Below are 25,754 nucleotides of genomic sequence, written 5' to 3'. Positions count from 1 at the left end.
TCAGGATTTTTTTTATGGATTGATTGAAGTCCAATACTTCACGTAGATTTATTTAGTCAATATATCCCTTTTCGCGCATCCAATCGTCATTAAACATTTTACCCACATAACGACTCCCATGGTCATGGAATAAGACCACCACAACGTCCTCTGGTTTAAAATGTTCTTTGAGTTGAAGCACACCTTTTATAGCTGCACCAGCAGAGTTACCTAAAAACATCCCTTCTTCTTTGGCCAATCGCTGAGTATATACACAAGAATCTTTATCCGTTACCTTAGTAAAGCCATCTATAACGCTAAAGTCTACATTGGCAGGTAAGATATCTTCACCTATGCCTTCTGTAACGTATGGATAAATTTCATTTTCATCAAAAATCCCCGTTTCATGATACTTTTTAAAAACAGACCCGTATGTATCCACTCCCCAAACTTTAATATTTGGATTTTGTTCCTTTAAGTATTTTCCAACACCAGAAATAGTGCCGCCTGTACCCACACCAACCACAAAATGGGTCACTTTACCATCCGTTTGATTCCAAATTTCGGGACCAGTAGATTCGTAATGCGCTTTGGTATTACTTGGATTATCATATTGATTAACATACCATGAATTTGGTATTTCTTCTCCTAATCGTTTAGACACAGAATAATAACTCCTTGGATCATCTGGTTCTACTGCTGTAGGACAAACAACGACCTCAGCTCCGACCGCCTTAAGAATATCCACCTTTTCTTTAGACTGCTTATCTGCCATTACAAAAATACATTTATACCCTTTTATAGCGGCAGCAAGGGCTAAGCCCATACCTGTATTTCCTGAGGTACCTTCAATTATAGTACCACCAGGTTTTAAACGACCATCAGCCTCTGCATCTTCAATCATTTTTAAAGCCATACGGTCTTTAACAGAATTGCCAGGATTAAAAGTTTCGTATTTTGCCAAAACCAAACAAGGCAACTCTTCTACCAATTTATTCATTTTCACCAATGGTGTATCCCCAATGGTTCCTAGTATATTTTCTGCGTACTCCATAGTTTTATTTTGCGGTGCAAAAATAGTTGAAAAGTTAAAAGTAAGGCGTTAAAACTTCGTTATGTTTTTTAATCGAATCGGATAGCTTTTACTGGTGATATCTTAGAAATTATCACTGAAGGAATTAAAAGCATTAATAAACAGGCAATAAACGTTCCAATATTCAATAATAAAATATAATCCAAACTAATATAAACAGGTGCCTCACTGACATAATAGGTGTCTGGATTAAGAGGAAATAGTTTAAAATATTTCTGAGCAAACAACAAGCCTAAGCCTATGAGATTTCCCCAAAGCAAGCCCAATCCAATAAGGTATGACGCATTGTATAAAAACACTTTTCTTATAGACCAATTTGAACTTCCCAGAGCTTTCAGAACCCCTATCATCTGTGTACGCTCTAAAATTAAAACCAACAATGCTGTAATCATATTGATTCCTGCAACAATAATCATAATTGCAATGATTCCATAAGTATTATTATCAAAGATTTTTATCCACTCAAAAATCGTGTAGTATTTATGGTTTACCGGCGTTGCATTGAGTAGTGAAGGTATTTCCTTAAAAACTTTCTCATAGGTTTCATTAATTTCCGAAAAATCGTCTATAAACACCTCAAAACTGCCTACCTGATCATCTTCCCACTTATTTAAGCGCTGAATATGACGCAAATCGGCAATACAGAATTTTTCATCTAATTCCTGAAATCCTGAATTATAGATACCTACAATTTCATAATTAATAATTCTTGGTAGCTTATTAAGGTTTTCACCAAACAGGGTTTGAAACTTATCGCCCAACTTAAAGCCTAGTCTATTTGCCAAGTAAGTGGAAATTAAAATTTCTTCGTTACGTTTTCCAGAAAAATCCGGTAAACGGCCTTCGACTAAAAATTCTTTAAAATAATCCCAGTTATAGTCTGCTCCGACTCCTTTTATAACCACCCCTTCAAAATCAGTTTCGGTTCTTATCACCGCAAACTTTGTAGCTACACCTTGTATATGCGTCACCTCTTCCACACTACTAAATTTTGGATAAAAATCCTGGTTTGTAGAAATGGGAACTTGGGATTCGTCAGAAGCATTGGTATCGTAGTTGGTAATCTCTATATGACCATTGAAGGCCACCACCTTATCCCTAATTTTTTGTTGAAGCCCTAAACCCGTGGCAATAGCAATAAGCATAACTATAATACCAATAGCAATGGCAGCAATGCCAATTTTAATTATTGGTGCCGAAACACTACTTTTATACGCTTTATTGCCAATAATACGTTTAGCTATAAACAACTCTAAATTCAAATCGTCTTTTTATGCATTTTAAGGTTTTCAAAAATACAGTTTTATTATTTGTCATGGTAGCGATTTCTTGTGCTGGAAAAGGTGGAAATGGAACTGTAAAAAATGAACAAGTAAACGAAATCCCGAAACAGGTTCAGGATGACGATAAAATTATAGTTGGTGCCAACCGAACTCAAGTCTATTTACCATTGCTAAAAGGGAAACGCGTTGGTGTAGTAGCAAATCAAACCTCTGTAATTTTTAGAATGACAAGAGACGAGAGACAAGAGGCTAAAGGCTATAATCATTTGGTTGATTCTTTATTAGCATTAAACGTCAATATTAAAAAAGTGTTTTCGCCTGAACATGGTTTTAGAGGTACTGCGGATGCAGGTGAAAATGTAAAAGATGGCATTGATATAAAAACACAGTTGCCTATTTTTTCGCTTCATGGTACACACAAAAAACCTACAGCCGAACAACTTGATGATTTAGACATTATGATTTTTGACATTCAGGATGTTGGAGTTCGGTTTTACACCTACATCTCAACTTTGCATTATGTGATGGAAGCCTGTGCAGAAAACAACGTACCGTTAATAATCCTAGACCGTCCGAATCCTAATGGCAACTATGTTGATGGCCCTACATTAGAAAAACAACATCAGAGTTTTTTAGGCATGCACACTATCCCACTCGTTCATGGGATGACCATTGGTGAATACGCAAAAATGATTAATGGTGAAGGCTGGCTAAAGGATGCTGCTAAATGTAATATTACTATTGTTGAAATGCAACACTATAACCACGATAAAACTTATAGTTTACCCGTTAGACCTTCTCCTAATTTACCTAACGATCAATCCATTGCTTTATATCCCAGCTTAGGCTTATTTGAAGGTACCAACATCAATGCTGGTCGTGGCACTGAGTTTCAATTTCAACGTTATGGCGCCCCGTTTTTAGACGCTCCTCACTATACCTTTAGTTATACCCCACAACCAAATTTTGGCTCAAAATATCCTAAACATCAAGACGTACTTTGCTATGGCGAAGATTTATCTGAAGTAAAAGCTGAAAGGCGTTTTACATTAGAGTATATCATTGACGCCTACAAGAACTCAACGGATAAATCTAAAGTATTTAACACCACTAACTTCACCAAACATGCTGGTACGGAAAAACTACAACAACAAATACAGTCTGGAATGAGTGAAGAAGCTATTAGGGCTAGTTGGCAAGACGATTTAAAAGCTTTTAAAAAAATTAGATCCTCATATTTAATCTACGATTAATTATTCACGGATAAATCTACCTTTTTAGATTCGGTAGCAACTATAGCTTTAGATGGTACTTCTATAGGTTCTTGTTTTGGTATTTCTTTTAATATTTTAACTACAAAAACAATTCTTTTTGGAGATTGTACCGCTACCAAGACATGCTTACCTTTTGGTAATTTATTTAAAGGAAACTTATAAAATGTTGTGTCTACATAAACATCAAAATCTCTTCCATAATTTTTATTAATAGAATAGAGGTAATTGATTTTTTGATTGCTTTGCAAAATTAATGTGTCTTTGGTGGCGTTCAATTTATGAATTAATCCCTTTGCCTGAATATTTCTATTTGGTTCTAGTTTTGCGTATTGTTCTTGAGCTTTTAGAGTAAAACTCAATAAAAAAACGAGGGCAACGATGAGGAGAATACGGATTAAATTTTTCACTATAGCAAAGCGTTACATTAATAATGTTTCTTTAGCTCAACAGTATTTAATTAATTAATCCATAACAAACATAAACGGATAATTGATTGAAGGAACAAAAAATCTATCAACTACACAGAAATTAGAGCAAGTACTGGTTTTTGTTGATAAGTTGTTAATAATGTGTAGTAGAATAAATATCCAAAAGCATGTCCGGATAGTCGGTAATAATACCATCCACATTCCATTTAAGCATTTTAATTAAATCTTGTTGATTATTGACCGTCCATGGAATAATTAGATAGCCTTGGGCCTGATATTCGCTCACTGTTTCTGAAGATATGAGTTCAAAATAGGGACTAACAATCTCTGGTTTATAGGATAGTTTTTTAAGCTTTGTTTCTATAGTCTCATCTTCATCTACCAAAAGCGCGACTGGCATCTTTGATGATTGTTTTTTGATTTCTTCAAGTATTACTAAGTCGAAGGATTGTAGGTTTACATTATCAAAAAGACCACTTTCTTTAACTTCATCTAAAACCAGTTTTACATATTCATCTGGTTGTGGTGTGTAAATACCGTAATATTCTGGCTTAGATTTAATCTCAATATTGAATTTCACATCCGGATTTTTTGCCGTTGCCAGTTCAAAAACCTCAGATAACAGTGGCTTGTAGGTTTTTAGTTTTTTTTGGTCTGGATACGTCGGATGATGTTTTGTACCACAATCAAATTGTTTAATCTCTTCATGGGTCATTTGATAAAGATTGTATTTCATATCCATATCCTCAGGAATCACTTCACCTTTAGGATCAAAGCATATTGTCCTGCTCATAAAAGGCTCGTGAGAGACCACAACTTTTTTATCTTTAGAGATAGCAATATCCAACTCTAATGTAGTAACACCAAGTTCAATGGCTTTATCAAATGCAGGTAATGAATTTTCTGGATATAGACCTCTACAACCTCTGTGCCCTTGAATATCTAATTGTCTTTCGGAATTGCAGCCCATTAAAACGAAACATGATAAAAAGATAATATTAGTCCTCAACATTAGTAGTAAGGGTTGGCTTTTCATATTTTTGAAAGGGTTGCTTTAATAATTCTCCAATATGGCCATTCTTTGTCTCATCTGGAAAAACATCCACCCCATAAACTATTTTTTCACGGTCCAAATACATATATGTACCAAATAAACGATCCCAAATACTAAAGATATTACCATAATTAGAATCCGTATATGGCAACCTATAATGATGGTGAATCTTATGCATATCAGGCGAAATAATTACATAACTCAAAGCTTTATCTAATCCTTTGGACATTTTTAGATTGGCATGAGTAAACTGTGTAAACACCAGTGACATGGCTTGATACAACATAACTATAGCTATCGGTGTACCCACCACAAAAACACCAAATAATGTAAACGCAAAACGTATTAAACTCTCAATAGGATGATGTCTGTTTGCCGTTGTTGTATCCACTTTATGATCTGTGTGATGTACCAAATGTACCATCCAAAGTGGTTTTACCTTGTGCTCTACAAAATGGGCTAAGTAAGCACCAAAAAAGTCTAATAACAACACTCCAAGGAGCACATACAACCAAAGTGGTTGCATCTCTGGCAATAACCAATTAATCACACCAAAATTATTGGCCTGTACCCAATCTGCAGTTCCAACTAGTAAAAAAGCTAATGCAAAATTAATGATGACAGTCGTTAATGTGAAAAACAAATTTGGTAAGGCATGTTGCCATTTATTATACTTAAACTTGAACAATGGCAAACCACTTTCCAACAACCAAAAAAATGTTAAACCACCAACTAAAATAATGCTCCGGTGTGTCGATGGTATATTTTCGAAGTAGTTAAATATTGTTTCCAATAGGTTATGTATTAAGATTTATAATTAATTGTGCCTTTTTCAAATTTACTGAAGAAATTTGAGATTTCCATTCCTCAGCATCTTCTGGTTTATCCATACTCATATAAGCCGTATAATACAAAAAGGCAATGAACGACGCATTACTTTCAACAATATCTTCCTTCTTTAATTTTCTTAATTGTCTGATTACTTTTTTTGGTCGCTCTAAAATGAGATTTTCTTGAAGCTTGAGCAAATCACAACGTTGCTGTAATCCTAAACGTTCGGTCTGCGCTTCGTTCTTAATCAACCGCTCTGCCTCTTCAATATAAATATGTGCTAAATCCACAACTTCATTTCTGACAGCTCGGTTTACATACAGGCTTAAATCCAAGTATTTTGAACCCAGGAAATAAGCCGAATAAAAATTCTTGTTACTTATGTAATCCTGAAGTTCTTGAGCTATGAATGATGTACTTAAAGCATAACGCTCTATCAAAGTACTTATATTTTGATAATCTAAGCTAGAGTCGTCTAGATTGAGTATATTGCCATTAATATCCATTATTTTTATGCTATCATCATTGAACTTATCAATATATTTTTGACTTCGTTTATCCTTTATCTTTTCGTACAAATCTGCATACCGATATTCTCCCACAATGACCGGTACAAAAAATTCCCAAATTAATGGGCTAACATCTTCATCTGTAAATAGGTCATAGATAAAAACCGTTCGTCCTTGTTGGTCTCTTACAATAACTGGATACTCGTAACTCGTCGATTCTTCCCAAACCATAAGTACCATTTTGTTCTGAACTTTGGCTAGTGCTTGTGCCACTTCTAGATTTTTCATCCATTCTTGGGCGTTAGCTGAGCTAACCATTAGGGTGACGAGCAATAAATTAAGTAGCGTTTTCTTCATGGATTTTTGTTTTCAAAAACTGCATCAAAAATTATTCCGAAGCAATGGTTATAGTTTTATTTGTTTTTTCATTTCCTCAACGATGTTATAAGCAGCTGGACAAATCGCTACATTCTTTAAGGTTAAATTAGATATTTGCTGAAATTTTTTACGATCTGTATGCGGAAATTCCCTGCAGGCTTTTGGTCTTACTTCATAAATTGAACAGTAGTTTTCTGAATCTAAAAATGTACAAGGCACAGATTGCAATACATAATCATTATCCTCATCAATACGTAAATACTGGTCTATAAACTGTTGTTCCTTCATTTTAAAGAATTTAGCAATGCGCTGAATATCTTTATCCGTAAACAAAGGGCCTGTGGTTTTACAGCAATTAGCGCACTGAAGGCAGTCTGTACATCCAAACTCTTCATTATGCAATTCTTGCATTATGTAATCTAACTGTTTGGGTGGCTTTTTTCTCAGTTTTGCAAAGAAGGTTTTGTTTTCCTTATGCTTATCTTTGGCGAGCTTTGGCAGATTATTAATTTGATTTTGCATATTGTAAAGATAAACAGAATGAGATGCTGAATCAAATTACATATGACAAAAAAATATGACTAAAGACATCTTTGGAAACGCCTTGTTAGACTATCAGAATGGCAATTATTCTGAAGATATTATCACTTGGACTAACATTTCAGACAAGGATGAACTACCACTACCCTATCTATTTAGACCTTATTCTGAAATGCCCAAACTTGAACAGAAAGCTTTACAATTATGTAAAGGAAAAATACTAGATGTGGGTTGTGGAGCAGGTAATCATTCACTTTGGCTAGAATCTAAAGGTTTTGATGTTAAAGGAATTGACAGCTCACAAGGTGCCATAGACGTTTGTAAGCGTCGAGGTCTAAAAAATGCTGAATATAAAGCGCTTTTAGAAGAAACAGATACCTTTGATACTATTCTACTTTTAATGAATGGCACTGGTATTTTTCAGGAAATGAAACAGGTTACCAAATACCTTAAGCACCTAAAAAGGTTACTGAAATCCAAAGGACAAATCTTAATAGATTCCTCGGATATTTCATATATGTACGAAGATGAAGACGGTGGTACTTGGCTGGATTTAAACAGCGACTATTATGGTGAACTTGATTATTTCTTTAGCTATAAAGGTGAAGAAGAAGCACCAATGAAATGGCTCTACCTCGATTTTGAAACATTAAAAACAGCTTGCCAAACCATAGGTCTAAACTGTGAAAAAGTTATGGATGGCGAGCATTTTGATTATTTAGCAAGGATTACTAATTCATAATTATCATCCTGACTTTGATTCAGGATTGACCTTTAAAAGATTCCTGCTCTGACAGGAATTAGAAATCAAACTGATACGTAGCACCTGCTAAAAACTGAATGCCTTGTACGGGGAAATTTAAATACCGCTGATAGTCTTGGTTAAGGATGTTATTTACTTTTCCAAATACAGAGAATTGATCGTTTATTCTATACCCTAAATGCGCATTTGCATCAAAATAACTTTCTAAAGTTATTACTGGACTTGGATTTTGAGGAATCAACGTAGCAACCAAATCTTGTTGGTCTTTTCGTTCTCCTACATAAATGGCGCTGGCCCCTGCATACCATTGTTCAGAAATCTGTAAATCCATAAAAACGGATCCCGTAACATTAGGCAAGTTCCATGCTTCTGCCTCATTATCCATACTGTAGTTAAAATACTCTCCTTTAAAACCTAATGTGAAGTTTCTATTCACATCAATGTTTAATTCTCCTGCGAAGGAAAACGTAGTGACGTCATCATACACCACGCCAAACGAATTACCATATTGATAATTTTCTGAGGCATCACCTCTAGCATCATTAGCTTTAAAAAGGGCCTTATTTTCTTCGACATAATAGTTTCCTTTCACATTATAACTCACGTTATTAGAAAGCTTACCCTTTAAGCCTATAAAGCCTTTATAACGTTGGTCTGTTGGAGCCACAGTTAAAGTAGGCGATACAAATGGATTCTCGATTGCAAAATCATAGTAGGAGTTTTGTTGTAATTGGCCTGTAATTCCACCATAGGCAATCAAAATTTCATCTACTAAACGGTATGACGCTTCAATATTTGGATAAATAAAAAACTTATTATCGCTCAACTCAGTATCGTTTAGATAGACTAACCTAAGGCCTAAATTTACGGTTAAATCATCTTGAGTTAACTGATAGGAAGGAGATAAACCAAAAGTTACATTGCCATAATTTATTTTACCAAAACCATTATAATCCATATCAAAACTTCCACCGATATAATCTATATAAAACTCCGTATTGATAGTTTCTCCTTGAATAGGCACATCAAAACCTGCTTTAGCCACAAATCTGTTTTCGCCAGAATCCTGATTATCACCAAAACGTCTAAATCGCACACTACCATTGTTGATTATGGCATCATCAAAATTTATCTTGCCCCCTAAATAAAAACTATTAAAGGTATGGCTTGGATCTATCATATCAGCTTCTGTTTGTCCAAAGAAATTTTGTGGTAAACCATACCAGTTATAGGTCATTAAATCAAAGCCACCATCAATCTTCCATGATAAGTCCCTTAATTTTTGAGAGTAGTGCGCATTTAAATGGGTAGTAGAAAAATTATCATCCAATAATAAATCCTCAATTCCCCCTTGCGATGAATGATGACTAAAATAGCCTCCAACATTTTCACTGCTACTTAATTCATGATTAAGATAGACCTCACCTAAAACCGTAGTATAGGTACCAACACCAAGTGCAGCATAATTATCATACAATTTTACTGGTTTTGCCTTATCTACATTAGCCGCCTTTCCTTTTGCAGGCGTAAATGTTGATGCTACAGGAATAGAAAAAATGTTATACTTCACTTCTTTTTTCTTTACCAAGTTAGAGTCTTGCAACTTTGGCATGTCCTTAATTTTAAAAGCATCTGAAATTGTAGGCTTGTAAGGTGTTACCACATTTACTACCTGGCCATCAATGGTATCTTTTGCACGTTCTTGCGCAATCAATGATCCACTACTTAATATGGTGATTATAAAAATTAAAAACTTAATATTCATAGGTCTTGTTTTGATTGTTCCACGATGTACTTAGTAAGACATTCTTTGCCATTTACTAGTTATCGTCGGTTTCGATTGATGAATTTGTTTTAGCCTCTTCGGTTTTTATTTTATTTAGTTCTTGCTGTGCTTCTTTTACCACATCATCAAACTCTTGAAAATTAGAAATCACACTTTCCAAAATATAGTTTGCTTGAAAGGCATCATCTAGCGCATAAAAGTTCTTTGCCATAACCACTAGACCCTTGGCACTGTAATACTTATAACTACTATATTCCTTAGCTAACTTTTGAATACTTGCATTTGATGCTTCGTATTTACCTTCCTTATTTTTAAAGTAAGCACTGTAGTAAAGAGCTTCTGCCGCAACGCTTCCTGTAGCGATTTTTTCTACATCAGCATAAGCTGTTTTTGCTTTGTCTTCGTTTCCTGTCTTTATAGCAGAACGTGCAATGATGATTTTAGAATCACTCTTCACTTTTGTATCTAAATTAGAATTTGCTAACACTTTTTCGGCATATCCTTCAGCACTAGAATAATCTTCAGTTTGGTAATACGCATTCATTAAATTAGACTGTGCATACAGTACATTCTGAGGGTAGTCCGCTTCGGCTTCTAAGGTCTTTAAGGTTGGAATCGCTTTTGACCAATCAGAGTCCTTTAAGTATATTTCACACAGTTTTACCGTAGCCTGCTCAGTATATTCACTTCTTGAAGCCTCTACAACATATTTGAAGTGTGGCTCTGCAGTTTCTAACAGATCTTTCTTGTAATAAAGTTGCGCCAAATAAAAATGCGATTTTAATGCGTGAATCCCGTTTGGAAACTGATTTAAATATTTATTAAACTGACGAATAGCTTTATCTGTATCATTTTCCAGATATGGTTTTTCCGCGGCCAAATACATTGTATTATCTAACTCTATATCTGAGACCTCAACATAATCCAAAGACTTCACCCAAGCTGCATACTCATCTACGCGACCCAAATCGATATAAATTAAACGTGCTGTAGAAACTGCTTGAACAGCTTCACCAGAATTTGGAAAATCGGATGCGACTTTCTTAAATTTAGTCAATGCAAGTTCATTATCATTAGCATTGTAATGCACCAAACCTTGACGCAATAATGTCTTTGAGGTAAAAGCTCCACGTCTGTATTCTGAATTCAATCGATCATACATCTGCATAGCCTTATCAGTCTCATTAGATTTTACGTAAGAATTTGCCAATTCATACATCGCATCATCTCGTAATGCGGATTTAGGATAGGTATCTATAAAGGAATTTAGTTCAGAAATTTTCGTTGCGCTTTTACCTAAATACCCATTGCTCATTGCCTTTTGAAACGCTGCGTAATCCGTTTCGATTTTATTAATCTGAATAGCTTTATCATAGGCATTGATGGCTTTTTGATAGTTACTAGACACAAAATAACCATCTGCCAATCTTAAATAAGCATCGTTTCTTCTCAATCTATCGTTAGCATTTTTATCAATAAATTTTTGAAAATAGGTTGATGCTTTATCATAATCTTTAAGCTTAAAATAGGTGTAAGCCAAGTTGTAATCCAAATTATCATTCTCTGGTAAATTTGAAGCTTCTGGCCTACCTGCAAACTGCTTAAAACCAATTAAGGCATCATTATAATTGGTGAGGTTGTATTCTGTTTCGGCTTTCCAAAAGGTAGCTTTGGCAACAAAAATTGGATCTCTAGATTCTTTTAAAGAATTATTGAACAATTCTAAAGCCTCGCTATACTTGGTTTCGTTGTATAACTCAATACCCCTGAAAAAAGCAACTTTTTGGTAGGCCACTTTATTTTCGAAACTATTTTTGCCCTTTAACAATTCTAAAGCTTCTTTATAGTTTTTTGAAGTGATATAAGAATCGATTAGTAACGTTTCTATTTCCGCTTTGTAACTGGTATCAGGATATTTATCTAAATAACCAGCCAAAACTTGTGGTACGGATTGGTATGGATTACCAATTTCGTAACTAATCTTGGCGTAATTTAACCATGCATCTTCCTGGATTTTTAAATCATAATCCATTTCAGACGCATTTCTAAATGCATTAAGTGCTTCCTGCTTTTTATCTAAGTTGACATAGCTTTCACCTAAGTGATAATAGGCATTTTGAGCAACAGCATTATTTCCATCAATAATTTTATTAAATTCAGAAATAGCCTTTTCAAAATCGTTTTGCTTGTAATAGGCATAACCAATTTGATAGTAATCGGTATTATTCCATTTACCTTGTTTGCCTTCATAATCCTGAAGGTAAGGAAGGGCCTCTGCATATTTTTGGAGATTAAAATAACTTTCCCCAATAATTTTAGACAATTCAGATTTTTCGGTACCTCTACTGCTTGGCAATTGTTCCAAAGCTAATTCAATTGCTTTTTCGAACTTGCCAAGTTTAAAATTTAAATCGGCCTGATAATATGAAAGCTTTTCCTTATATTTTTCGTTATCGCTAACCTGATCAAAATACTCATTAGCAGTAACATAATCATCACCTTCGTAAGCCATATAACCAATGTAATATTTGGCTTGCGAACCGTATTTTTTGGAATTGACCACTCGGTTCAAATATTTTGTAGCTTGTGTTTTACTTTTTGTAGCATAAAGCGAATAACCATAATTAAAATTGTAGCGGTCTCGCTCGGTTCTTGATATGCTAGATTCATCCACTTTTTGATACCATTTGCGTGCATAGGCATATTTGGAATTTTCGAAATAATAATCCGCCACGTCAAAGAACGCCGTATTTCGTTTGGTACTTGTTGGATAGTCTTCTACAAAACTTTCAATTAAATCATCGGCATTTTGCTGATTTAATCGCACAGCGCAATTGGCAATGTAATACGAACAATCTGATTTTAATACAGAATCGTCCGTGTTATATTTAATATCGTCAAACAAAGACTGCGCAGCATTATATTGTTTGTTATTATATAGAGTTAATGCCTTCTGGTAATCTTTTAATGCACTCGTATAAACTGCCGATTTTTGTGCAATTCCAAGCATTGAAAGAGTCAGAAAAACGATAATTAATTGTCTTTTTAAAAATAGCATTAGAGTCGTTTTTTGATTAATATCTATTGATGATAAACTTTTGCATTTCAAATATAATTGAACACAAAATGTATAACGCTAGAAAATGTGGTTAATTATAAAACTACTATCCAAATAACACATAAGATTCATCTTTTGCCGGACGTAATTATACTTAAACAATATAATCACACGTTTGATTATTGCATTAAATAATAATACATTTACCATTGCTAATTTATCAATTTAAAAAATGTCCGAAACTGTTTTACAACTCAGAAATGCAACAATCTACCAAGGTGGCAACATGGTTTTAACTGATGTTAACTTTGAAATGCAAAAAGGTGATTTTGTGTATCTCATAGGTAAAACAGGTAGTGGAAAAAGTAGCTTTATGAAAACGCTTTATGGCGATCTAGAACTTACTGAAGGGGAAGGTACTATCGTAGACTTTAACCTAAGAACCATGAAAGAAAAAGACATTCCCTTTCTTCGTAGAAAACTAGGTATTGTATTTCAGGATTTTAAGTTATTACCCGACCGCACCATAAATGGTAATTTAGAATTTGTTTTAAAAGCGACCGGCTGGAAAGACAAAGACAAAATTAAAGAGCGTATCGAAAAAGTTTTGGACAAAGTTGCCATGAAAACCAAAGGCTTTAAATATCCTCACGAGCTTTCTGGTGGTGAGCAGCAGCGCATAGCTATTGCGAGAGCCTTGCTTAATGACCCTGAGTTAATATTAGCAGATGAACCTACCGGTAATTTAGATCCACAAACTAGTATTGAGGTTATGGAAGTACTTCAAGACATCAATAAAAATGGCAACACCATTTTAATGGCTACCCATGATTATGCTTTACTTTTAAAATATCCTAGTAAGACTTTGAAATGTGACGATAATAAGGTTTTTGAGGTGGTGCAACGAAAGAGCTAAACCATGCTTTCCATCCTTATACCAACATATAATTATCCTATCAGTCAACTCGTTACTTCTCTTAATAAAGTTATCAATCTTATTGACTTTGATTGCGAAATTTTATGTCTAGAAGATGGCTCTACAATGCATGTAGATGACAACAAAAAAACCTGCAATACTTACGAAAGTACATTTCACTTTCTTTCTAAGAAAAACAAAGGCAGTATAGCCTCCAGAAAATATTTGTGTAAAAAAGCCAAGTATAACTGGTTACTTTTTTTAGATGCCGATGTTGAAATAACTAGTGATGGTTTTATAACTACTTATTCAAAATATTTTAATGAAGGGAATGATGCCATTTATGGCGGTTGTTCCTATCAAGACCTGAAACCCAAAGATTCCGGCATTTTAAGGTGGACGTATGGGAAGACCTTTGAAGAGGTCAAAAGCTCGATTAGAAATAAGACTCCATATAAATTTTTAGTTTCAGCAAACTTTCTGATAAAAAAAAGTGTGTTTATAGCATTGACATCTAATATTGCTGATGAGGGTTATGGCTATGACCTTTTCTTAGCCGCTAAGATGAAAACACAAAACATCAAAGTTCTTCATATTGATAACCCAGTAATCCATAAAGGTTTGGATACTAATCACACCTATTTAAAAAAAATTAAACAAGCTGTTGAAACAAGCTATAAATTGCTCATCGAAAAAAAAATAGATTATTCAGAAAACAGTCTTCTTAAAACCTACATAACCTTTAAAAAATTCCATTTAACAAAGCCAATCTATAGCATTTACAATTGGTTTAAAGCTCCTATTGAGAAACAATTAATTGGCAATAAGCCAAATATGAAACTCCTTCAGTTTTACAAATTAGGCTACCTTTGTGCCTTAAGTTTTAAGTATAAATGATTCCACTTTTTTCGGTAGTAGTAACCGTTTATAACAAATCGCAATTTATAGAACGAACGATTAAGAGCATTCTTAATCAAACTATTAGTGATTTTGAATTAATTATTGTCGATGATGGGAGTACGGACGATAGCTTGGAAGTTATAAATACGTTAAACGACTCTAGAATCATCGTTTTTCCAAATAAAAACCAAGGCGTTTCTTCTGCTAGGAACTTTGGACTTAAAAAAGCGAAAGGCCATTTTATTGCGCTTTGCGATGGTGATGATATTTGGCTTGACAATCATTTATCAGAATTAAAGGCTTTAATTGAAACCTATCCTCATTGTGGCATATATGCAACCTCTTATGAAAAACATTATTTTAAGAATTATATCAAAAAACCTATTTTTAGCAATATAGAACATCCTTTTTTTGGTATCGTTGACGATTATTTTAAATCAAGTTTAAAAGATAATATACTTTGGACTTCGGCTATTGTTTTACCAAAGACAACGATCGATCAAGGTTATATCTTTAAAGACGATTTAGGCTGGGGTGAGGATACGGATTTGTGGATTAGAATTGCTTGCGATTTTAAAATTGCTTTTTCTTCCAAGCCAACGGCTCTAAAAATGATTCATTCAACCCAAAATCATCTTTCATTAACCAAGAATATTCCCAATTTGATGAAAATGCTGAAAAGTCATGAAGACAAGGAAGAGTCTAACGCTTCCCTCAAAGTATTTTTGGATATAAATAGATTTATGGTAGCCATGGAGGCAAAACTGAGAAATGATTATACTAATTACAAAAAAGTTAAAAAGGATATTAATCTCAAAAACTTAAATCGACGTCTTAAACTTCTATTATTTTTACCTGCAGTTGTCTTACGTTTTTTGAAACGCTTAAAATTCTTCCTTCTCAAAAATAAATTATACCGCTCCCCTTTTTAAATTACAAAATTCATCATAATCCCTAATATATTCAGCTTCATTATAGTTAGTTGAAGCTAAAACCAAGCAGACAGCTCCTGAAGAAAAATTATCAATTTCACGCCAAATATGAGTGGAAATAAAAAGACCCTGAGTAGGTTTGTTTAACATTATTCGCTTTCGTGAGGTGCCGTCATCTACAATAACCTCAAAACTCCCACTAAGTGCTATGATTATAGATTCTTGTTCTTTATGTGCATGTCCTCCTCTGTAACTATCGGATGGTACATCGTATAAATAATAAATTCGTTTTATCTTGAAAGGAAGTACATCCTTTTCTATCACAGCTAAAGAGCCTCGTTCGTCATGAACTTTAGGAATTTCTATTAACCTAACTTTATCTAACGTATCCATGTTATATTCATTCATCATTTAATAAACTCTGCCATTGCTTACCAATATTATTTTTTGATAGATGCGCTACACTAGCTTTTGTATTGGATTTGCAATGTAAATACAATTCTTTGTCCACTATCAATCTGTTCATTGCCTCGGCTAAGGCCTCAACATTGTGGTTTTCTACAAGAAGCCCATTTTCTTCATTAATTATTATTTCGTTCGGTCCTGAATTACAATCTACCGAAACCACTGGTACACCAAGTGCCAATGACTCAGGTATCACCATTGGAAATCCTTCATACCTGCTTGTTAATACCGTAAAAATAGCATTTTGAACGGTCTTGTAAGGATTTGATTTGTAGGGCAAAAAATGCACATGTTTTTCCAGCTCCAATCGATGTGTAAGCAGTTTTAATGCTTCTAAATCATTTCCACTACCTAAAATCATGAGATCGATAGATTTTTCGCTGAGAACAGACGACTTGTATGCATTTAACAACAATGTAATGTTTTTTATTTTATCATCTAATCTACCGTAAAATAAAACATACTTGTTCGCTGGTTTTTCTAGAGACTCTTCTAACTCAACATCTAAAGAATTATAAACCACAACAACATTATTTAAATCATATTTATTTTCAAGTTTAGCCTTTATACCCTTTGAGACGGCCACAATTTTATATCCCTTTGCGTACAAGAAACGACCTAAAACCTTATTAGGGTGAATATAACTTTCAACCTTATAGCTATGGAAAAGATAAATACATTTAAAGCCAAAGTATGCATACTTAATTATGATTAACTCTTTTAAGAATCCTATTCTAGTTCTGCAATCAATTATATAATCAAATCGATGTTGTTTAAGATACTTTTTAAAAACAATCAGCCTCTTTATTCTCCCAAAAGAAGTATCATTTTTTGCCTTAAGCTTGCCTAAGTTTAGTAGCTTTCCTTTAAATGGATAATCGATGATATCCAAGACAGAAACTATATGGATATCATAACCCAAGTCATGCAGTATTTCAGAAAGTAATGCCGAAGAACGTTCTGCGCCACCACCACCAAGTGAAGAAACTATAATACATATCTTTTTGGTCGTGGTTTTAATCATTTACAATTATATTTGGAAAGCAAATGTAACGATATAAATGAAGATTTTACTAGTCGGTGAATACAGCAGACTTCATAATTCCTTAAAAGAAGGTTTAGAACAATTAAATCATGATGTTACTATTGTTGCTACTTACGATGGTTTTAAAAAATACAGTGTAGATATACTTATCAAAAAAAAATACCAGAATGGTATAAAACGAAAAATAAAAAATGCCCTTTACCTGTTCTTTGGTTATGACCTTGAATCCCATAACATTAAAAAACAAATTATAGGGCACCGTTCTAAGCTTTGTAATTATGATATTGTCCAGTTTATTAACGAGGCTTCCTTTGGATGTACACCCAAAATCGAAAAGACTATTTTTGACCTAATTACTTCCTGGAATAAAAACGTATTTTTATTGTCTTGTGGTACGGATTACATAAGCGTTTCCTATGCCGATGAAAATAAGTTCAGGTACTCCATACTTACGCCATATAAAAATGGCATAGATAAAAATCATATCAGTGCTTATGGTCTAAAATACTTAACACCTAAATTCAAGGCGCTTCATACACACATATACAAAACTATTAAAGGTGTTATAGCCTCAGATATAGATTACCATATACCGTTAAAAAAACATCCGAAATATCTTGGACTAATTCCAAACCCTATAAACACTGATCTTTTAAAGTTTAAATCACCTAAAATAAAAGACAAGGTTATTATTTTTCATGGTATAAACGCGCACAACTACTTCAAAAAAGGCAATAACATCTTTGAAAATGCATTAGCTATTGTCAATAAGGATTATAGTGACCGTATAAAAATCATAACCGTAACCAGCTTGCCTTACAGTGAGTACATTAAGGCCTACGATGAAGCCCATATTTTACTTGATCAGGTGTATGCATATGACCAAGGTTACAATGCATTAGAAGCTATGGCTAAAGGTAAAGTCGTATTTACTGGTGCAGAGCAGGAGTGGTTAGACTACTATAATATTAAAGAAGATACTATTGCCATTAATGCCCTACCAGATGCCAAAGCCGTTGCACAAAAGCTCATATGGCTTATAAATAACCCTGAGAAAATTTCTGAAATATCAAGAAATGCTAGACAATTTATAGAAAACCAGCACCACTACATTTCTTCGGCAAAGCAGTACTTGAATCTTTGGAATAAAACACTTTAGGTTTTTGATGTTGTTTTATTACTGTAATAAACCCAAATTAGAAAAGCAACCAATGCAAAATAAATGATATAGCGCACAAAATGTGCAATGACTATACCTTCGGTATCGTATATTTTAATAAATACCAAAGTGAGCACATAGAATAATACCAATGAAATTATTTCAGTTACCAAAAAGCTTTTTACCAGTCGCTTAGCTAAAAATTGATGCGCTAAAACTAGGGCGCACAAACGGACAAAGTCACCTAACAACTGCCATTTAAAGAGTGGTTCCATACCTTTAAAATCAGGGTAAACGAAATCAATTATTACATTTCTTAATAAATAAACCAGTAACATTCCCAGACCAAAAATTGGTAAAATAGTTTTATAAATATTTAACACCTCCTTTTTAAAGTCACCCCTTGTATGAATATTTGCAAACCTTGGCAAGACATAAAGTGTAAAAAGGCCTGAAGCAAACACCATATAGTTTTTCGAAATAAAACTAACCGCGGTCCAATAGCCTGCTTCATTTATATTTATTTCTGTGGCTACTCTGGTTCTAATTTTAATTTCGATATAATTCAGTAAAAAAGCCGAAACAAAAGACATCAAAGTAAATGCAATAAGCTTATTCCTGTAAGTAAGTTTAAAGTTTATTTTTTCAAGAGGAAGGGTTTTCTTTAACTTTTTACCAAATACAAAACCTAATACTACTAATTGAATAACTGGCGCTAGTGCAATAGCTATGATGACACCATCTAGGTTTAGATTATAAAGTCCAATAAGAATTGCAACAGTAGCCAATAAATAGCTAGCAAGTTCAATTATCGCATATTTTTTATAATCTGAAAGCCCATTAATAACCGCATTTAAGGTTCTGTTTATAGCTATAAAAGGTATAATCACTGCCAATAATTTAAATGCATAGTTGAACTCTGTATTAGCAAAGAGGTAATTAGAAAAATAATCTGCTCCAAAAAATAGTACTAATGCAGATATTAAGGATCCGCACAAAACAAAAACAGTAGCTGTAGAAAACAGCTTAATTAGTTCTGGCTTGTTTTCTTTATATTCTGCCACATATTTTACCACACCACTAAAGATGCCTAATGTAGAAGTGCTAGTTAACATAGCCATCACATTCCTAATCTGGCCTATACTCGCAATACCAGCCTCGCCCAAAACTACCGCAAAAAGACGTTGAATAAATACCGAAACTACCAATCTAATAGTAATAACAACAGCATTAAGAGAAGTGATCTTCAACACAATATTATTACTAATAAATTTAGGCAATCCCATGTTTAAGTACCTTTAAAAATCGTCTAGACCTTCGTCATCTAAAACACCAAATAAAGAACTACCAAAAATAAGTAATACTATACCAAAATGCATTAAGTAACTTAAGCAGTGTCCCATTACAGCCCCAACAAGTCCAAAAGCATCAATAAGATAAACACTTGAAACATACATAATTACAAAAAGAAAAATCTCTATAATTATGAAATGCGCAAACATTTTCTTAGCCAAGAATTTATAGGCAATAACCATAGACATCACTCGCATAAAATCTCCTAAAATTTGATAGCCCATTAAATCTTCAACAGGTCGGAATTCTTCAGTAAAAAGTAACGATACCAACAAACTTCTACTGAGGTAGATAACACCCAAAATCCCAGCAAATACTGGTAGTACCGTTTTATAAAAACTAAAGACTTCCTTTCTAAATTCAATTCTTGATTTTATTTCGGTAAAACGCGGTAGGATATATAATGCCATCAAAGAATTGATAAACATAAGATAGTAATCCGAAATCCTAGTCACTGCAGTCCAATATCCAGCTTCCTTAATTCCAATTTCAGATTTAAGATAGTTTCTAATAATAATATACACAATTGGTAGTGCAATAGTTGAAACCAAAGCCATAATCATGTTTGGACTCAAATTTCTTAATACATTTAGACTAATCTTTGATATTCTGATTAGGGACATCAGGTTTTTCCGAAATGCAATACCAACAATAGTAATCAATAGATTTAACGCTGGTGTAATAACAACGGCTATTAAAGCTCCGTCGATATTCTCTTGTTTAATTAAGATAAGTGTAACAAGCAAGCCTAAAATTTGACCCGTTATATTGATCACCAACAAAATCCTATATTTCGAGAAACCATTCATTATGGCAAACACATACATGTTTAATGCATAGAATGGTAGTACCATCGCCATGGTCTCTACAACATAAGTGTAATTATTATTAAAAAAAATAAGGCTATTGACGTATTCTGCATTGTAATAACACAAAAATGCGAGTAACAAGGACGAAAAAAAACCAAAGTAATATACTGTAGAGAGGGTTTTGGTCAACTCAGAAATATTATTTCTATGCTTAGCTATAAGTTTAACTAAACCATCGTACAGTCCAGCTATGGATATCGATTGAATGGTACTTAAAAAATTTCTTATGTTTCCTATAAGTGCCATTCCCTCAGGCCCTATAAATAGGGCTATAAATTTTGAAATAAGAATACCTGTGATAATCTTAATACTGATATTTGCTGTATTAAGATTTGCAGCCTTTATTAGAACCTCATTATTTATATACTGAAAAAACTTCTTCAATTAATAAGCATTTACGACCTTAATAACAGTGTCTACTTCTTGGTCTGTCATCACCGGACTTATTGGCAAACTTATAATTCTTTTATGAATTTGTTCGGTAATAGGTAAGTTTAAATGCGAAAATCTCTTCAATGCTTTTTGTTTATGTGGTGGAATCGGATAATGAATTAGCCATTCTATGTTATTTAAGTTCAAATGACTTATGAATGCTTCACGATCTTCAACTTCAACAACAAAAGCGTAAAATACGTGATTGCTAGAACTTTCGTAAAATGGTAATTTAATTTTGCTATTCTTTATATTGTCGCAATAATATTGTGCTATCTTTCGTCTTTTCGAATTATCTGAATCTAGAACTTTAAGCTTAGTTCTCAAAAAAGTAGCTTGTAAATCATCCAACCGACTATTATACCCAATAACTTCATTTTCATATTTTACACTACTACCATAATTTCTTAACAGAGAAATGGTTTCTGATAATTCTCTATCATTAGTTGTTACCGCACCGCCATCACCCAAAGCACCCAGGTTTTTACTTGGGTAAAAGCTAAAAGCTGCAGCATGCCCCAAATTTCCAGCTTTAGTCCCTTCCACATCACAAACTGCGCCATGGGCTTGTGCTGCATCCTCTATTAAAAGAAGATTATTGCCCTCAGCAATTTTTTTAAAGCTAATATGGTCTGCCAATTGTCCATAAAGATGTACGATAACAACAGCCTTAATATCATTATTCAATTCTGGTTTAACCGATTCTGCAGATAGATTGTAGGAATCTGCATTAGGCTCTACAAATACAGGCTCTAATCCAGCGTGCAAAACAGATAAAATTGTTGCAATAAAGGTATTTGCAGGCACGATGACTTTATCTCCCTTTTTAAGTTTACCTATTTCTATGTATGCCTTTAAAATCAGACTCAAGGCATCTAAGCCATTAGCTGTTCCAATACAATATTGGGTACCACAATAGCTGGCAAATTCATTTTCAAACTTTTTTACATTATTGCCAAGGATAAAATGAGCCTCATTTAAACCTTCTTCGAATGAAGTCTTAAATTCGTTGCTAAATCTATTATTGATTTTATGTAGGTCTAAAAACTTGATCATTTTGTTTCTAAAAGAAGAAATTCTTGAGCATACATTTGGCAACCTAGCTCTTCCTTTTGCCTTAACAAACCAGGATTATAGCCTAATTTATTACTTTTATCACTCACTGTACCCATAGAAAAAAACCGTTTACCTTCGTCTTTAAATTTATAAGTTAAATATATAAACAAATACTCTAAGGCACGGGTTTTTTCACCTCTTTCTGTGGTTGCCCCGTATTGGGATTTTACAATATTTCCTTTATCAAAAATCGTAATTCCAGCAAGGATTTCATCATTCAAAAATATATTGTATTGCTTTATTTGATTTGGGAATCTTTGGTGCAACAATTCTATTTCTTCTAGGGTATGCACAGGTTTAGTATTGTGCTTAAGCTTTAGTCTGGGAATTAAAACCTTATTCCAAAAAACATCAAAACGATTATCATCCTGAATCATAAATCCTGCACTCTGATTCTTTCTATAATTTTTCAATTTGGTTTTATGAATGGTGAAAGGTAGACTAAAATCAATAGCAAGAACTTTATGCCTTTGATATACCGTTGCATTAAAATTATCTGTTAAAAGCTTATTTGAATTGTTGACTGTACGATCATAAAATTCTGGTAAGCTCTTAATTTTTATGGTTTTTATATCATGCTGATTTAAAAATGCTATCAAAACTTCATAAATAGCAATAAGCACACTAGTATCGGAGGTCATCTCCGTGATCAAACCACCGTAGGTTAAACCTTGATGAGAATACAAAACACTATCTTTAATATTTGCTGGCATTATTGCGATTAACTCATCTTCCTTGTAAATCATTAAAGAAAAATCCTGGAAACGATCACTATGATACTCCATAAAATCTCTATCAAACAAGAACGTCGCCACTTTGTTTTTAAGAACAAATTCGTTCCAGACAGAACAATCCTTTGATTGATATTTCTTTACAGTGAGCTTTTGCATTATTCAAAAATATGCTATCGCACTTAAAAAACTAATTTACATATCAATTTCTTTAATAAAACTGCTTTATTGAATTTGAGATGCTAATTATTTTATATTCGTAAAAAAATAATCTTGTTTACTGATATAACTAAATATCCATTTAAATATATCTTCTTCCTAGTCCTGATTTTTTATTTAATCTGTTACGGGCCTTATGGAATTGAAGAAGGAGATATGGGCTCTATTTTTGGTATCTCTTGGAGTATGTACAATGGTTACTTTCCTCACAGAGACTTTGTCTATATCAAACCTGCCTTTTCACCCTTTTTCCATTCACTACCACTTTATATTACGGAAGACTATGCGTATTTAATAAATCGATATTTATACTTCATACAAGTGTTTATATACTCGTATTTAGCTACATTTATTTCATTTTATTATCTCAAACTTCCAAAAAAACACCTGTTTTTTATTGCCACCATTGCCGCTATTGTGTCTGTACACAATTATGCACCAATGCCCTGGAATACAGTTGATGGTATTTTCTTTAGCGTCATAGGACTATATTTTGTGATTAAAAACAAACAGAAATGGTGGTCAATAGCATTGGGTGCCCTTTTTCTATTTTTAGGAGCATTGTGCAAACAGTCTTTTTATTTCTTTCCAATTATTGTTGCATTGTTTTTACTTTTTCAAAAGGAAAACAAAGCATTCACCATACTTTCTATAAACGGTGTTTTATTTACAGCTATTTATCTTTTTGTCTTTTGGTGGAATGATGCTCTTGAACCGTTTATAAATCAAATGTTCAGTTTTACAACTGGGTCTAGTTTAATAAATACAGGTATAAAGTCTTACTATTTAGCTGTAAAATTTCATCTCCTTCAAATTGTAATGGTTTCTGTAGCGCTATGGTTAGCAAAAAAATATTTAAATGGATCCGTAAGTTATACAATAGCCAATGCTTTTATTGTTTTGGTTTTCCTATGGCTTTATTATAACAATCAATCTTTATATTACTCAGCAAAGTACGGTATTGTGCATCTCTTATGGCTTTTTGGTTTAATATATGCCTTATATAGATGCCTTAACAACAGTAAAAACATCATTTTATTAGTTCTATTTGCCCTGGCGTGGTGTGCTTCTATTAGCAATGGCTACAATACACCGATTGATTTCTCATTACCAATGGTGATGACCCTAGCCCTGTTTTTCACCAGTGACACCTTAAACATAAAAACATGGAATACTGTCGTTATAACCATACTATACCTAGGGACATTCTTTTATGGCTATCAATACCCATATAGAGAAAGTCAAAGAAGTGAATTAAATTATAATCTTGGTGAGGTTTTCCCGCGTCTGAAAGGAATATATACAAGTAAGGATAGGTATGAAAAATTCAATGAATTAAAGGATCTTTCCATAGATTATGACAATTTCACAATCTTACCATCCATGACTTTAGGTCACTACATTACCAATACTATAAATCCAATAGGTGTAGATTGGGTTTTTAATCACCATTTAGCTGACCAATTAGAAGATTATAAACAAATGCTCAGTGGTAAAAACCTGACCGTTTTTATAGAGAATTTTGAAAATCATCAAGATAACTATGAAGAAAGCTCACTCCTAACAGTATATGTTGTAAATAATTGGAAACTAATAGAGAAAAGAAATCATTTTAGAGTCTACCAAAAACCATAAACAAAAAAGTGATAGTTTTGTATTAGAACCTAGTGTATGAACTTTCACAACACATTACTGTCACTTGTCATTCCTCTTTACAACGAAGAAAAAAATATACAGCTTTTACTTAAGCACATTGATGAGGCTTTGAAAGGACATCTTTTTGAGATTATTTTGGTCGATGATTTTTCTACTGATAAGACCGTTAATACCATTAAAGCGCTACAGCATTCAAAAGTAAAACTTATTGAACTTCGGAAAAACTACGGCCAGAGTTCAGCTTTGGCAGCAGGAATAGACCAGGCGCAGGGAGAATACATTGTGACCTTAGATGGCGATTTACAAAATGATCCTAAAGATATTCCATCTTTATTACAAAAATTACATGACGAAAATTGGGATGTCGTTGTTGGTATAAGAAATCACAGAAAAGACAGCTTTTTAAAAAAATTACCCTCTAAAATTGCCAATTTTTTAATCAGAAAAGCAACAAAATTAAATATAAAGGATCACGGTTGCGCTTTAAAAGTTTTTAAAAAAGAAATTGCCAAAGAACTAAATCTTTATGGCGAAATGCATCGGTTTATTGGTTTATTGGCATTTTTAAACGGTGCAAGAGTCGGCGAAAGTGAAGTTAATCATCATAAACGAGTTCATGGTAAATCTAATTACGGCTTAGGAAGAACCTTTAAAGTAATAAATGATATTCTATTGATTTTGTTTCAACGTAATTATCTGCAAAAGCCCTTATATCTTTTAGGAAATCTTGGTATTTTGTTCTTTTCTATTGGTGCACTTATAAACGTCTATTTATTAATTGAGAAAATCCTTGGCAATGACATTGGAGACCGACCACTACTTATTTTAGGCGTCTTATTATTACTTGTTGGCGTGCAACTTTTTACAACCGGAATTGCCATTGATCTTCAAATGCGTACCTATTACGAAACTCAAAACACAAGACCTTATAAAATTAGAGATATAACTGAGTTCAAAGAAAAAAGAGAAACACTATAACATATTT

23 protein-coding genes are annotated in these 25,754 nt (G+C 33.4%); 8 read left to right on the top strand and 15 right to left on the bottom strand.

Going from position 1 to position 25,754, the window contains the following annotated elements:
• Positions 1-52: 52 nt before the first annotated feature.
• Both ACFQ1K_RS02720 and ACFQ1K_RS02715 read right to left on the bottom strand, forming a co-directional pair.
• On the bottom strand, positions 53-1,033 hold the full coding sequence (locus tag ACFQ1K_RS02720) for a PLP-dependent cysteine synthase family protein (protein WP_320556188.1): 981 nt from the start codon (positions 1,031-1,033) through the stop codon (positions 53-55).
• A 68-nt stretch (positions 1,034-1,101) separates the two neighbouring features.
• Entirely contained in the window at positions 1,102-2,334 is a 1,233-nt protein-coding gene (locus tag ACFQ1K_RS02715) for an ABC transporter permease (protein WP_320556189.1), read from the bottom strand.
• Positions 2,335-2,345: 11 nt separating this feature from the next.
• Between ACFQ1K_RS02715 and ACFQ1K_RS02710 the strand changes: the two genes are divergently transcribed.
• The gene (locus ACFQ1K_RS02710) at positions 2,346-3,608 is read left to right on the top strand and encodes an exo-beta-N-acetylmuramidase NamZ family protein (RefSeq protein WP_320556190.1); all 1,263 of its coding nucleotides are present in this window, start codon (positions 2,346-2,348) and stop codon (positions 3,606-3,608) included.
• Here ACFQ1K_RS02710 and ACFQ1K_RS02705 read toward each other — a convergent pair.
• The 5 genes from ACFQ1K_RS02705 to ACFQ1K_RS02685 all read right to left on the bottom strand — a co-directional run bounded on the left by ACFQ1K_RS02705 (position 3,605) and on the right by ACFQ1K_RS02685 (position 7,351).
• Positions 3,605-4,036, bottom strand: a complete 432-nt coding sequence (locus ACFQ1K_RS02705) for a hypothetical protein (RefSeq protein WP_320556191.1) — start codon at positions 4,034-4,036, stop codon at positions 3,605-3,607. The genes ACFQ1K_RS02710 and ACFQ1K_RS02705 overlap by 4 nt on opposite strands.
• Before the next feature lie 154 nt (positions 4,037-4,190).
• Positions 4,191-5,027 (bottom strand): glycerophosphodiester phosphodiesterase family protein, encoded by an 837-nt coding sequence (locus ACFQ1K_RS02700; RefSeq protein ID WP_320556192.1) that lies wholly within the window; start codon positions 5,025-5,027, stop codon positions 4,191-4,193.
• A gap of 28 nt (positions 5,028-5,055) precedes the next feature.
• Positions 5,056-5,904: a sterol desaturase family protein gene (locus ACFQ1K_RS02695; RefSeq protein ID WP_320556193.1), complete on the bottom strand. Its 849-nt coding sequence runs from the start codon at positions 5,902-5,904 to the stop codon at positions 5,056-5,058.
• A 4-nt stretch (positions 5,905-5,908) separates the two neighbouring features.
• Positions 5,909-6,808: a hypothetical protein gene (locus ACFQ1K_RS02690; protein ID WP_320556194.1), complete on the bottom strand. Its 900-nt coding sequence runs from the start codon at positions 6,806-6,808 to the stop codon at positions 5,909-5,911.
• Between the two features lie 48 nt (positions 6,809-6,856).
• Entirely contained in the window at positions 6,857-7,351 is a 495-nt protein-coding gene (locus ACFQ1K_RS02685; RefSeq protein WP_320556195.1) for a YkgJ family cysteine cluster protein, read from the bottom strand.
• 55 nt (positions 7,352-7,406) lie between these two features.
• Here ACFQ1K_RS02685 and ACFQ1K_RS02680 point away from each other — a divergent pair, with 55 nt between their 5' ends.
• Entirely contained in the window at positions 7,407-8,111 is a 705-nt protein-coding gene (locus tag ACFQ1K_RS02680; protein WP_320556196.1) for a class I SAM-dependent methyltransferase, read from the top strand.
• A gap of 58 nt (positions 8,112-8,169) precedes the next feature.
• Here the strand turns inward: ACFQ1K_RS02680 and ACFQ1K_RS02675 are convergent, their stop codons facing one another.
• Both ACFQ1K_RS02675 and ACFQ1K_RS02670 read right to left on the bottom strand, forming a co-directional pair.
• Positions 8,170-9,897 (bottom strand): TonB-dependent receptor, encoded by a 1,728-nt coding sequence (locus ACFQ1K_RS02675; protein WP_320556197.1) that lies wholly within the window; start codon positions 9,895-9,897, stop codon positions 8,170-8,172.
• 55 nt (positions 9,898-9,952) lie between these two features.
• Entirely contained in the window at positions 9,953-12,976 is a 3,024-nt protein-coding gene (locus ACFQ1K_RS02670; protein WP_320556198.1) for a tetratricopeptide repeat protein, read from the bottom strand.
• Positions 12,977-13,208: 232 nt separating this feature from the next.
• Here ACFQ1K_RS02670 and ACFQ1K_RS02665 point away from each other — a divergent pair, with 232 nt between their 5' ends.
• Genes ACFQ1K_RS02665 through ACFQ1K_RS02655 form a run of 3 tightly spaced genes read left to right on the top strand, consistent with a single transcriptional unit; the run spans position 13,209 to position 15,724 of the window.
• Positions 13,209-13,892, top strand: a complete 684-nt coding sequence (locus ACFQ1K_RS02665) for a cell division ATP-binding protein FtsE (RefSeq protein ID WP_320556199.1) — start codon at positions 13,209-13,211, stop codon at positions 13,890-13,892.
• 3 nt (positions 13,893-13,895) lie between these two features.
• A complete protein-coding gene (locus tag ACFQ1K_RS02660) occupies positions 13,896-14,789 on the top strand; it encodes a glycosyltransferase family 2 protein (RefSeq protein WP_320556200.1) in 894 nt (297 codons plus the stop codon).
• A complete protein-coding gene (locus ACFQ1K_RS02655; protein ID WP_320556201.1) occupies positions 14,786-15,724 on the top strand; it encodes a glycosyltransferase family 2 protein in 939 nt (312 codons plus the stop codon). Before ACFQ1K_RS02660 ends, ACFQ1K_RS02655 begins: the two co-directional genes overlap by 4 nt.
• Here the strand turns inward: ACFQ1K_RS02655 and ACFQ1K_RS02650 are convergent.
• Both ACFQ1K_RS02650 and ACFQ1K_RS02645 read right to left on the bottom strand, forming a co-directional pair.
• Positions 15,704-16,117, bottom strand: a complete 414-nt coding sequence (locus ACFQ1K_RS02650; RefSeq protein WP_320556202.1) for a sugar 3,4-ketoisomerase — start codon at positions 16,115-16,117, stop codon at positions 15,704-15,706. The genes ACFQ1K_RS02655 and ACFQ1K_RS02650 overlap by 21 nt on opposite strands.
• Positions 16,118-16,124: 7 nt before the next feature.
• Positions 16,125-17,213 carry a glycosyltransferase gene (locus tag ACFQ1K_RS02645; protein WP_320556203.1) on the bottom strand — a complete coding sequence of 363 codons (1,089 nt, stop codon included), beginning with the start codon at positions 17,211-17,213 and terminating at the stop codon, positions 16,125-16,127.
• A 37-nt stretch (positions 17,214-17,250) separates the two neighbouring features.
• Here ACFQ1K_RS02645 and ACFQ1K_RS02640 point away from each other — a divergent pair, with 37 nt between their 5' ends.
• The gene (locus tag ACFQ1K_RS02640) at positions 17,251-18,393 is read left to right on the top strand and encodes a glycosyltransferase (protein ID WP_320556204.1); all 1,143 of its coding nucleotides are present in this window, start codon (positions 17,251-17,253) and stop codon (positions 18,391-18,393) included.
• Here ACFQ1K_RS02640 and ACFQ1K_RS02635 read toward each other — a convergent pair.
• Genes ACFQ1K_RS02635 through ACFQ1K_RS02620 form a run of 4 tightly spaced genes read right to left on the bottom strand, consistent with a single transcriptional unit; the run spans position 18,390 to position 23,053 of the window.
• Positions 18,390-19,679: an O-antigen translocase gene (locus ACFQ1K_RS02635; RefSeq protein WP_320556205.1), complete on the bottom strand. Its 1,290-nt coding sequence runs from the start codon at positions 19,677-19,679 to the stop codon at positions 18,390-18,392. The genes ACFQ1K_RS02640 and ACFQ1K_RS02635 overlap by 4 nt on opposite strands.
• Before the next feature lie 12 nt (positions 19,680-19,691).
• A complete protein-coding gene (locus tag ACFQ1K_RS02630; RefSeq protein WP_320556206.1) occupies positions 19,692-20,999 on the bottom strand; it encodes an O-antigen translocase in 1,308 nt (435 codons plus the stop codon).
• Entirely contained in the window at positions 21,000-22,103 is a 1,104-nt protein-coding gene (locus ACFQ1K_RS02625; protein WP_320556207.1) for a DegT/DnrJ/EryC1/StrS family aminotransferase, read from the bottom strand.
• The gene (locus ACFQ1K_RS02620; protein ID WP_320556208.1) at positions 22,100-23,053 is read right to left on the bottom strand and encodes a FemAB family protein; all 954 of its coding nucleotides are present in this window, start codon (positions 23,051-23,053) and stop codon (positions 22,100-22,102) included. The genes ACFQ1K_RS02625 and ACFQ1K_RS02620 overlap by 4 nt, the downstream gene beginning before the upstream one ends.
• 114 nt (positions 23,054-23,167) lie before the next feature.
• On the opposite strand from ACFQ1K_RS02620, the gene ACFQ1K_RS02615 reads away from it, so the two are divergent.
• Together ACFQ1K_RS02615 and ACFQ1K_RS02610 are read left to right on the top strand one after the other, a co-directional pair.
• Entirely contained in the window at positions 23,168-24,748 is a 1,581-nt protein-coding gene (locus ACFQ1K_RS02615; RefSeq protein ID WP_320556209.1) for a hypothetical protein, read from the top strand.
• A 36-nt stretch (positions 24,749-24,784) separates the two neighbouring features.
• Positions 24,785-25,747, top strand: coding sequence for a glycosyltransferase family 2 protein (locus ACFQ1K_RS02610; protein WP_320556210.1), 963 nt, complete (start codon positions 24,785-24,787; stop codon positions 25,745-25,747).
• Positions 25,748-25,754 lie beyond the last annotated feature (7 nt).

The organism is Winogradskyella aquimaris (genome assembly GCF_042676105.1).
Taxonomy (GTDB): domain Bacteria; phylum Bacteroidota; class Bacteroidia; order Flavobacteriales; family Flavobacteriaceae; genus Winogradskyella; species Winogradskyella aquimaris.
Note: the sequence above shows the minus strand (reverse complement) of the source record. Positions and strands in the feature narration are given on the sequence as shown.

Coding starts and splice junctions, on each gene's coding strand:
- ACFQ1K_RS02720 (WP_320556188.1), bottom strand. CDS start 1,033: ATGGAGTACGCAGAAAATATACTAGGAACCATTGGGGATACACCATTG.
- ACFQ1K_RS02710 (WP_320556190.1), top strand. CDS start 2,346: ATGCATTTTAAGGTTTTCAAAAATACAGTTTTATTATTTGTCATGGTA.
- ACFQ1K_RS02700 (WP_320556192.1), bottom strand. CDS start 5,027: ATGGGCTGCAATTCCGAAAGACAATTAGATATTCAAGGGCACAGAGGT.
- ACFQ1K_RS02690 (WP_320556194.1), bottom strand. CDS start 6,808: ATGAAGAAAACGCTACTTAATTTATTGCTCGTCACCCTAATGGTTAGC.
- ACFQ1K_RS02685 (WP_320556195.1), bottom strand. CDS start 7,351: ATGCAAAATCAAATTAATAATCTGCCAAAGCTCGCCAAAGATAAGCAT.
- ACFQ1K_RS02680 (WP_320556196.1), top strand. CDS start 7,407: ATGACTAAAGACATCTTTGGAAACGCCTTGTTAGACTATCAGAATGGC.
- ACFQ1K_RS02675 (WP_320556197.1), bottom strand. CDS start 9,897: ATGAATATTAAGTTTTTAATTTTTATAATCACCATATTAAGTAGTGGA.
- ACFQ1K_RS02670 (WP_320556198.1), bottom strand. CDS start 12,976: ATGCTATTTTTAAAAAGACAATTAATTATCGTTTTTCTGACTCTTTCA.
- ACFQ1K_RS02665 (WP_320556199.1), top strand. CDS start 13,209: ATGTCCGAAACTGTTTTACAACTCAGAAATGCAACAATCTACCAAGGT.
- ACFQ1K_RS02660 (WP_320556200.1), top strand. CDS start 13,896: ATGCTTTCCATCCTTATACCAACATATAATTATCCTATCAGTCAACTC.
- ACFQ1K_RS02655 (WP_320556201.1), top strand. CDS start 14,786: ATGATTCCACTTTTTTCGGTAGTAGTAACCGTTTATAACAAATCGCAA.
- ACFQ1K_RS02650 (WP_320556202.1), bottom strand. CDS start 16,117: ATGGATACGTTAGATAAAGTTAGGTTAATAGAAATTCCTAAAGTTCAT.
- ACFQ1K_RS02645 (WP_320556203.1), bottom strand. CDS start 17,213: ATGATTAAAACCACGACCAAAAAGATATGTATTATAGTTTCTTCACTT.
- ACFQ1K_RS02640 (WP_320556204.1), top strand. CDS start 17,251: ATGAAGATTTTACTAGTCGGTGAATACAGCAGACTTCATAATTCCTTA.
- ACFQ1K_RS02635 (WP_320556205.1), bottom strand. CDS start 19,679: ATGGGATTGCCTAAATTTATTAGTAATAATATTGTGTTGAAGATCACT.
- ACFQ1K_RS02625 (WP_320556207.1), bottom strand. CDS start 22,103: ATGATCAAGTTTTTAGACCTACATAAAATCAATAATAGATTTAGCAAC.
- ACFQ1K_RS02620 (WP_320556208.1), bottom strand. CDS start 23,053: ATGCAAAAGCTCACTGTAAAGAAATATCAATCAAAGGATTGTTCTGTC.
- ACFQ1K_RS02610 (WP_320556210.1), top strand. CDS start 24,785: ATGAACTTTCACAACACATTACTGTCACTTGTCATTCCTCTTTACAAC.